The 6,693-nt window shown below is 65.9% G+C and carries 4 protein-coding genes and 1 tRNA gene; 4 read left to right on the top strand and 1 reads right to left on the bottom strand.

Translation table 11 applies throughout. The annotated features are described in order from the left end of the window. Positions 1–666: carboxylesterase family protein (locus tag G6026_RS17385; protein WP_241728055.1), on the top strand; the 666-nt coding region annotated here is incomplete at its 5' end. Between the two features lie 55 nt (positions 667–721). Then, positions 722–795, top strand: a tRNA-Ile gene (locus G6026_RS12010). Positions 796–1,298: 503 nt separating this feature from the next. Here the strand turns inward: G6026_RS12010 and G6026_RS12005 are convergent. Then, positions 1,299–2,381, bottom strand: coding sequence for a DUF4062 domain-containing protein (locus tag G6026_RS12005; RefSeq protein ID WP_182613315.1), 1,083 nt, complete (start codon positions 2,379–2,381; stop codon positions 1,299–1,301). A 200-nt stretch (positions 2,382–2,581) separates the two neighbouring features. Here G6026_RS12005 and G6026_RS12000 point away from each other — a divergent pair, with 200 nt between their 5' ends. Both G6026_RS12000 and G6026_RS11995 read left to right on the top strand, forming a co-directional pair. Then, positions 2,582–3,538 carry an ATP-binding protein gene (locus G6026_RS12000; protein WP_182613314.1) on the top strand — a complete coding sequence of 319 codons (957 nt, stop codon included), beginning with the start codon at positions 2,582–2,584 and terminating at the stop codon, positions 3,536–3,538. Positions 3,539–3,612: 74 nt separating this feature from the next. Beyond that, positions 3,613–6,150 carry a S8 family peptidase gene (locus G6026_RS11995; protein ID WP_206681792.1) on the top strand — a complete coding sequence of 846 codons (2,538 nt, stop codon included), beginning with the start codon at positions 3,613–3,615 and terminating at the stop codon, positions 6,148–6,150. The last annotated feature ends 543 nt before the right edge of the window (positions 6,151–6,693 follow it).

Here is a 6,693-nt window from a genome sequence, read left to right as displayed (position 1 = left end):
CACCGGCGCCTGCGGCGGGAGAACCAGTTCACGCTGCCGTTCCGGCCCGTGGTCGGAGGCGAGACGATCCCCGTCCCTCCACTGGAAGCCGTCGCGGCAGGGCCCACCACGGGAGTACCGTTGCTCATCGGCTCCACCGCGACGGAGTTCGAGGCCGTCTCGGACAAGCTCCCGGGCCCGGCGCTGGTGCCGGGGGCCGCGTTCATGGCGCTGTCGCAGCAACTCCCGAGGCAGGGGCTCAGGGCGTTGGCCCGGCAGTCCAACGGACGGTCGCTGCGACGTAGCGTGGGCGCGGTCATCGACGCGGCCGCCATCCACTCCACGGTCGCCCGGGCCGCCGAGACGAGACTCGCCGCCGGGGACCCGACCTGGGTGTACGACTTCTGCTGGACCGGGGGAAACGGATCTAGACACTGCGCCGACCTGCCCTTCTTCTGGGCCGTCCCGAACGGCGAGAACGTGGAACGCTATCTCGGTGCGCCGGCGCCGCCGAGCCTGGTCGAGGCGATGCACGACTCCTGGGTCTCCTTTGTCGCCACCGGCGACCCGGGCCACCCCGCCTACGACTCGCCCGATCGTGTGGTGATGGCGTGGAACGATCCGCCCGCGCAGGTCCCTGACGGTCTTTCGGCCGTGCGCGCAGTCTGGTGGCCGGAGGCTCGGTGAGAGATCTTGCTACGATTGCGCCGCACGTGCCGGTGGACGTTCCCGGCGCGTGCGGGGGGCTATAGCTCAGTTGGTTAGAGCCGCGGACTCATAATCCGCTGGTCGCGGGTTCGAGCCCCGCTGGCCCCACCCCGCGCACGAAGCTCGAACCCTTACCGATGGAATCGTTGGCTAGGGTTCGGGTCTTGTCGCTGTTCTGGGTCCAGTTGGGGGCATTGGCGTTGCTCTCGGGGTCGAGGAGCACTTCGATGGGTCGGTTGTTCTCGGAGTTCGTTGTCTTCGTCGATGTAGACCTTGGTGAAGAAGGCTTTGTTGCGCAGGCGCCGGTTGTCGTCGTTGCACCGTTGGTAGATGTCGACGCAGTTTGCTAGGAGTCCGAGACCGCACGCTAGGTCGGCGAGCCCTGGACGGAACCGCTGGGTCGGCCATCCATGATCCACGCAAGGCAGCGGCGTGGTGACGGTACGCTCGCACCGTCGCCGCCTACCGCGACCGGTACGGCATCACTGATAACTCGCCCCTCGGCCCGGAACCGCGGCACCTGCTCATTATGTAGCTACATAGATCCGGAGCAGGCTTGGTGATCCACAAGACCCGCACCGTGCAGGTGATCCTCTAAGGACCCGTCTCGATTACAGGCCCGTCACGGTGCCGTCGATCGAGACGGGTCCTGGGTCCGGTTCGTTCACATAGACGTGCGGCGGGGTCCAGGTGGCCCGCAGACGGCGCACGCCTTGATGAGAGGGGCCGAGCGCGAAAGAGTCAATCCTCGACGCTGCTTGTTCGGTGATCAACCGCTCGGCGAACAACGGTCGAGCCACCGGCCGCAGGACGCTGTCGTCCAGGCCCAGTCCCCGCAGCGGTGCCAAGGGATCGATCGGCCGCGCCATCCACCCCTTCTGGTGGCCGAGCAGCGACGTGCCGAACAACCCATCGGACAACGCCCGCTGACCGACCTCGTCAGCCGATATCCCGTTGATGGATACGCGCATGTTCGAGCTCCGCTGATCCTGTGCGGCCAGCGTCAGCCGCTCCTCATGACCGATCGTTGAGACGGTCCTGGTGGACAACTCCACGATCTGCACCGGCAGTGCCGTGTGAGAGGAAGCGAACGGGACACCGCCGGTGCGGTTGTCGCGCAGCCGCGCCAACTCGGAGTGGACTGCATCGCTGCGCACCGCCGCAGTCAGCGAGATCGTCTTCCCGTCGTTGGTGATCTCGCGCGCACGAAACAGATTCCGGCCCACCCGCACCCACGGCGCGAGTTCCTCTGCTGCCAGCTCCTCCAGACGACGCCGCGCCCGCCGGCAGAGGTCTTCCGGGTCACTCCACGGGCTCGTCGTGTACAGGTTGCGGGCGCCTTGGATCAGATCGCGCTGCGCACCGTCCATCTCCCCGCCGGTCTCACCGTGGACGAACAGGCACAGCCTCAAGCCGTCGCGCTCGGCCTCCAAGTACTCCGCATGCGTGGCCGAGTACCCGTCGGACATCCGCACGCCGTAGCGCGAACCCCAAATGCCGACGTATACCTCGGAGCTCCGCACCCCGGACAGGTAGGCCTGCTCGGCCGAGATGTCCTGCGCTCCGAGATCCTCGAACATCACCGCTGTCGCCCCGACCGGCACGATCGCTGCCCGCGCCGCTGCCCGCTCGTCGGGCATGTCGGTAATCAGGCTGGACACGAAGACCCGCCGCTTGCTCGCCCACGCCCGCACATCCTCTCCGGCGGCAGCCAGGGACGCCGAGCGCTAGTCGATCAGCAACGACGCATCATCCATGCCCCAAGTCCATCACGGACAGACTCACGAGACCGAGAGAATACGCGAGCGGCCGTGTCGGTGAGGCTCGCTAGCCTTGGAGCCGCCACCGGTAAAGTAGGCAGGACATGAAGATGGGCGACTGAGGGAGGCAGACCATGGCGCGTGCGGACTTGCTTCTCGACCTCGTCGAGGCCGAGCGCCGTGGCGATCGAGATCGCTTCCGCGTCCTCGTCGAGGCGGTCATCGCGGAGGAGCGAGCCAACCAGCACCACCTGGTCGCCGACCGTCTGTCCGAGCTGATTACCACCACTGGACAGAGTGCCCCACGTGATGACCGCGCCGCAGCCATGCGTGACCTGGTGCAAGAGATCATTCCTCATCGGCGCCTGGACGAGTTGGAGCTTGCTCCGGTCCCGCAACGCGTTGTCACTGAGCTGATTGAGGAGCAGAAGCGCGCCGAACTGTTGCGAAGTTATGGGATCGAACCCCGCAATCGACTGCTCTTGTCCGGCCCTCCGGGAAACGGCAAGACCAGCGTTGCCGAAGCCATCGCTTCGGAGCTGATGCTGCCCTTCTACGTCATCCGCTACGAGGGGGTTGTGTCAAGCTTCCTGGGCGAGACCGCCGCGCGGCTCGACACCGCCTTCGAGTTCGCCCGAACCCGCCGTTGCGTGCTGTTCTTCGACGAACTCGACACCATCGCCAAAGAACGATCCGACGAGCACGAGACCGGGGAGATCAAGCGGGTTGTCTCCACTCTGCTGCTCCAGATCGACCAGCTACCTCCGCACGTGCTGCTGGTGGGAGCGACCAACCACAGCGAACTGCTCGACCGGGCAGCATGGCGACGCTTCCAGATCCGCGCTGAACTCGAACCGCCCAGTCGTGCACAGGCGACCAGCTTCCTGGAACGCCTCGCCGTCCGCTTGGGCGGCGACCTCGGATTCGCCCCCCGGACCCTGGCGGACAAGCTCGCCGGAGCAAGCTTCTCCGAACTGGAAGAGTTCGCGTTGGACGTGCGCCGCAGAGCCGTGCTCGAACTCCCCGACAGCAACCTCCGACGGATCGTCCAGGAACGTCTTGAGCACAGGCGAGATCAGGCGGCGGGGTGACCGCGGAGCGCCGGCCACTCCTGGCGTTCGGGTCGCCAACGGTGGTAGATCGGCCCACACAAAAGACCCGGGACATGCCGCGCTTGTCCAAACCCCACGCCGGTCGCCAGGGGGAGCGGCTGACGCCGCAGTTCAGCGAGCTGAGCGCAGCGTTCGACGCCGAGCGGGCGCGTCTGTCCGCTGACACACCCGACGAGGTCGACCCAGCGCTGGTGGTCGTCTTCGACCTCGCTGGCAGCATCAAGGACTTCCGCAACGCGATCGACAAGATCGAAGGACTGGAGTTCCTGTCCGAGCTGATCGGAGACCAATCGGACCCAGACGACGACTTCCACATGACCGAGTCCAAGAGCGGCCGCACGGACAAGCCCATACAGCACTCCCTGTACCTGATGATGTCGAACGCCAAAGCGATCGAGGAACTCCTGCGCCTCTTCACCGCCTGGCAAGCAGACCCGTCAGCATCGTTCGACCACGGCTTGGGCAAGTTCAAGACCGCGTTCCAACAGCTCACCGCGATCCGGCGGTGGGGGCCAGAAGATCGCATCCGAGAGACCGGCTTGCGCGAGCAGTGGCAGCAGAACCTCGACGTTGTCGGCCAGTCCGTGAGCACCGTGATGGTCGAAGTCGAGCTGTGGTACCGTCGCGACGCAACTCAGCTCGCTACGGCACAAGCACACGTCGAGCTGGTCATCTCCGACAGTGGTGGCCGTGTGCTGGACCGATCCCAGATCGGCGAAATCGGCTATCACGCACTGCTCGCAGAACTGCCGGTCCAACAGGTTCACGCGCTGCTGGCCGACGGGGCCGAGTCAATCCGCCTACTGACCACCGACGAAGTCATGTTCGTCAACCCGTTCACTCCCATGAGCGTCGCACCGCAGACCACAGAACCAGTCAGTGAGGTCCGCCTGCCACCCGGAGGGCGCACCGATGGCCTGCCTAGGGTCGCCCTGCTGGACGGGTTGCCGTTTCCCAACCACGATGCTCTCGCCGGTCGGCTGGTCGTTGACGATCCCGACGGGATCGGCGAGAACTACCCGCTGGCCGCTCGCCACCACGGTACCGCGATGGCCTCGCTGATTATCCACGGTGACCTTTCCGCTAACGGCGAGCCGCTCGACCGGCCACTGTATGTGCGGCCCATCATGCGACCCCACGAGTTCATGGCAGGACACGAGCAGATCCTCCCAGACCGGTTGCTCGCTGATCTGCTGCATCGCGCGGTCAAGCGAATTGTCGAAGGAGAGGCTGGTAGGGGACCGGTCGCGCCGAGCGTGCGCATCATCAACCTGTCCATCGGTGCGCAAGCTCGAGCGCTCGTGCGCCGGATGAGCCCTGTCGGACGGCTACTCGACTGGCTGGCCCACTCCTACAACCTGCTGTTCATCGTCAGTGCCGGCAACCACCTTGGCCCGCTCACGATCCCGACCGATGCCACTTCTAACGCCGACACGGCACGGTCCGCCGCGCTCCGGGCTGTCTACGACGCGGCGCTGCTGCGAGGCATCCTCCCTCCAGGCGACGCCCTCAATGCTCTGACTATCGGCGCCACCCACAGCGATGGACTCGGCGACATCGACGTGCCGGACACCGCCTGGGACATCACCCACCAGAACGGCCCAGCCCACTACGGCGCGACCGGTCCCGGCGTCGGCCGCTCGGTCAAGCCCGATCTGCACCACATCGGAGGCAGGGCGCTGTATGCCCGCCCTGTCAGACCGCCTGCCGGGCAGGAAACCGTCGAGGTGGAACTGGCTCCGACCGCAACGACCGGGCCAGGCCTGCAAGTAGCGGCGCCTGGGCGAGCGGGCGCAACGAACAACACCGTCTTCACCGTCGGCACGAGCAACGCAACCGCGTTGGTGGCCCGCGAAGCCAGCCGCCTGTACGACATCCTCGAAGCAGGCGCGGACGAGCCCGAAGACGCGCCGCTACCGGACCCGCAGTACCACCCGCTGCTCGTGAGAGCCCTCCTCGCCCACGCCAGCAGTTGGGGCGAGTGGGAGGGGCGGCTGCGTCGCGAACTCGGCCTCACCAACCAGCAGGCCCGCCGCCACCTGACCGCGCTCCTGGGCTACGGCCGGCTCGACACCGACCGGCTCGGAAGCGCAGCCACGAACAGGGCAGTGCTGGTCGGCGGAGGACTAATTGCACGCGACCAACGCCACACCTACGAGCTGCCGCTCCCACCTTCGCTCCGTTCACGCGCAGAGTGGCACCGCTTCACCATCACCCTCGCCTACATGGTCCCCACCGTCGGGCAGCTCAACCGCTACCGGGGTGCCAAGGTCTACTTCGCCACGCCAGACACCCGACTTGCTGGCGGGGAGCGGATCGATGCCGAACACAACTCGGTCAGACGGGGAAGCCTCCAACACGAGATCGTGCAGGGCACCCGCACGATGGTATTCGGCGATGACGGCACCTTCCCGATCCACGTCGAGTGCATGGACGATGCCCAGCGGCTCCGCGCCGGCAAGACGGTTCGCTACGCGCTCGTGGTGTCCGTCGAGACTGCGGAACAGACGTCGACCACCATCCATGACGAGGTACGGGCGAGACTGCGCCAGCAGGTTCGCGATCGCGCACGCGGTCGGGTGCAGAGTTGAGTTGGCTTCCTGGCTGGCGCGCTGTCACTGCTCGGCGTCGGCAAGAAGGGCCGTGAAGGTAGTCCGATGTCGACTTATGAGGAACGGTATCGGCGGTTCTTGCTAGTCAGCGAGACAACCGCGGATAAGGCCCTTGCGGCGCATAAACTGCTCACCCTGGCCGGCGGGATTGATGGCTCCGCTCTCTCCGCCAAAGAGAGATCAGCACTTCGATTTGTCTGTTTCTCCCTCCTTATCAACGCGGGAACAGTGATGTGGATGCGGAGGGAGGTGCTTGCTTACCCGCAGCGCGTTCGTCACCCGTCGGGTTGGGAGAGACCCAGCGATCTGGAGGAGACCACCTCCGCCCAAGGACTCGGTCACTTCCGTGGTGCTGAAGCCTGCAGCCGTGACTCGATCACAGATGGCCGGGGCGATGAAGTCCGACTGGATGACTGCCGGAAACAGCTCAGCACGCGTTATCTTCCGGCGTGCGATGTCGTCAGCGACGCTGGCTTCTTACTGCGCAAACAAGTCACCCCAAGTAGTGCCCCATAGAGTGGT

Origin of the sequence: Dietzia sp. DQ11-38-2 (assembly GCF_014145055.1) — a bacterium.
GTDB lineage: Bacteria > Actinomycetota > Actinomycetes > Mycobacteriales > Mycobacteriaceae > Dietzia.
This window is presented reverse-complemented; position numbering and strand designations above follow the sequence as displayed.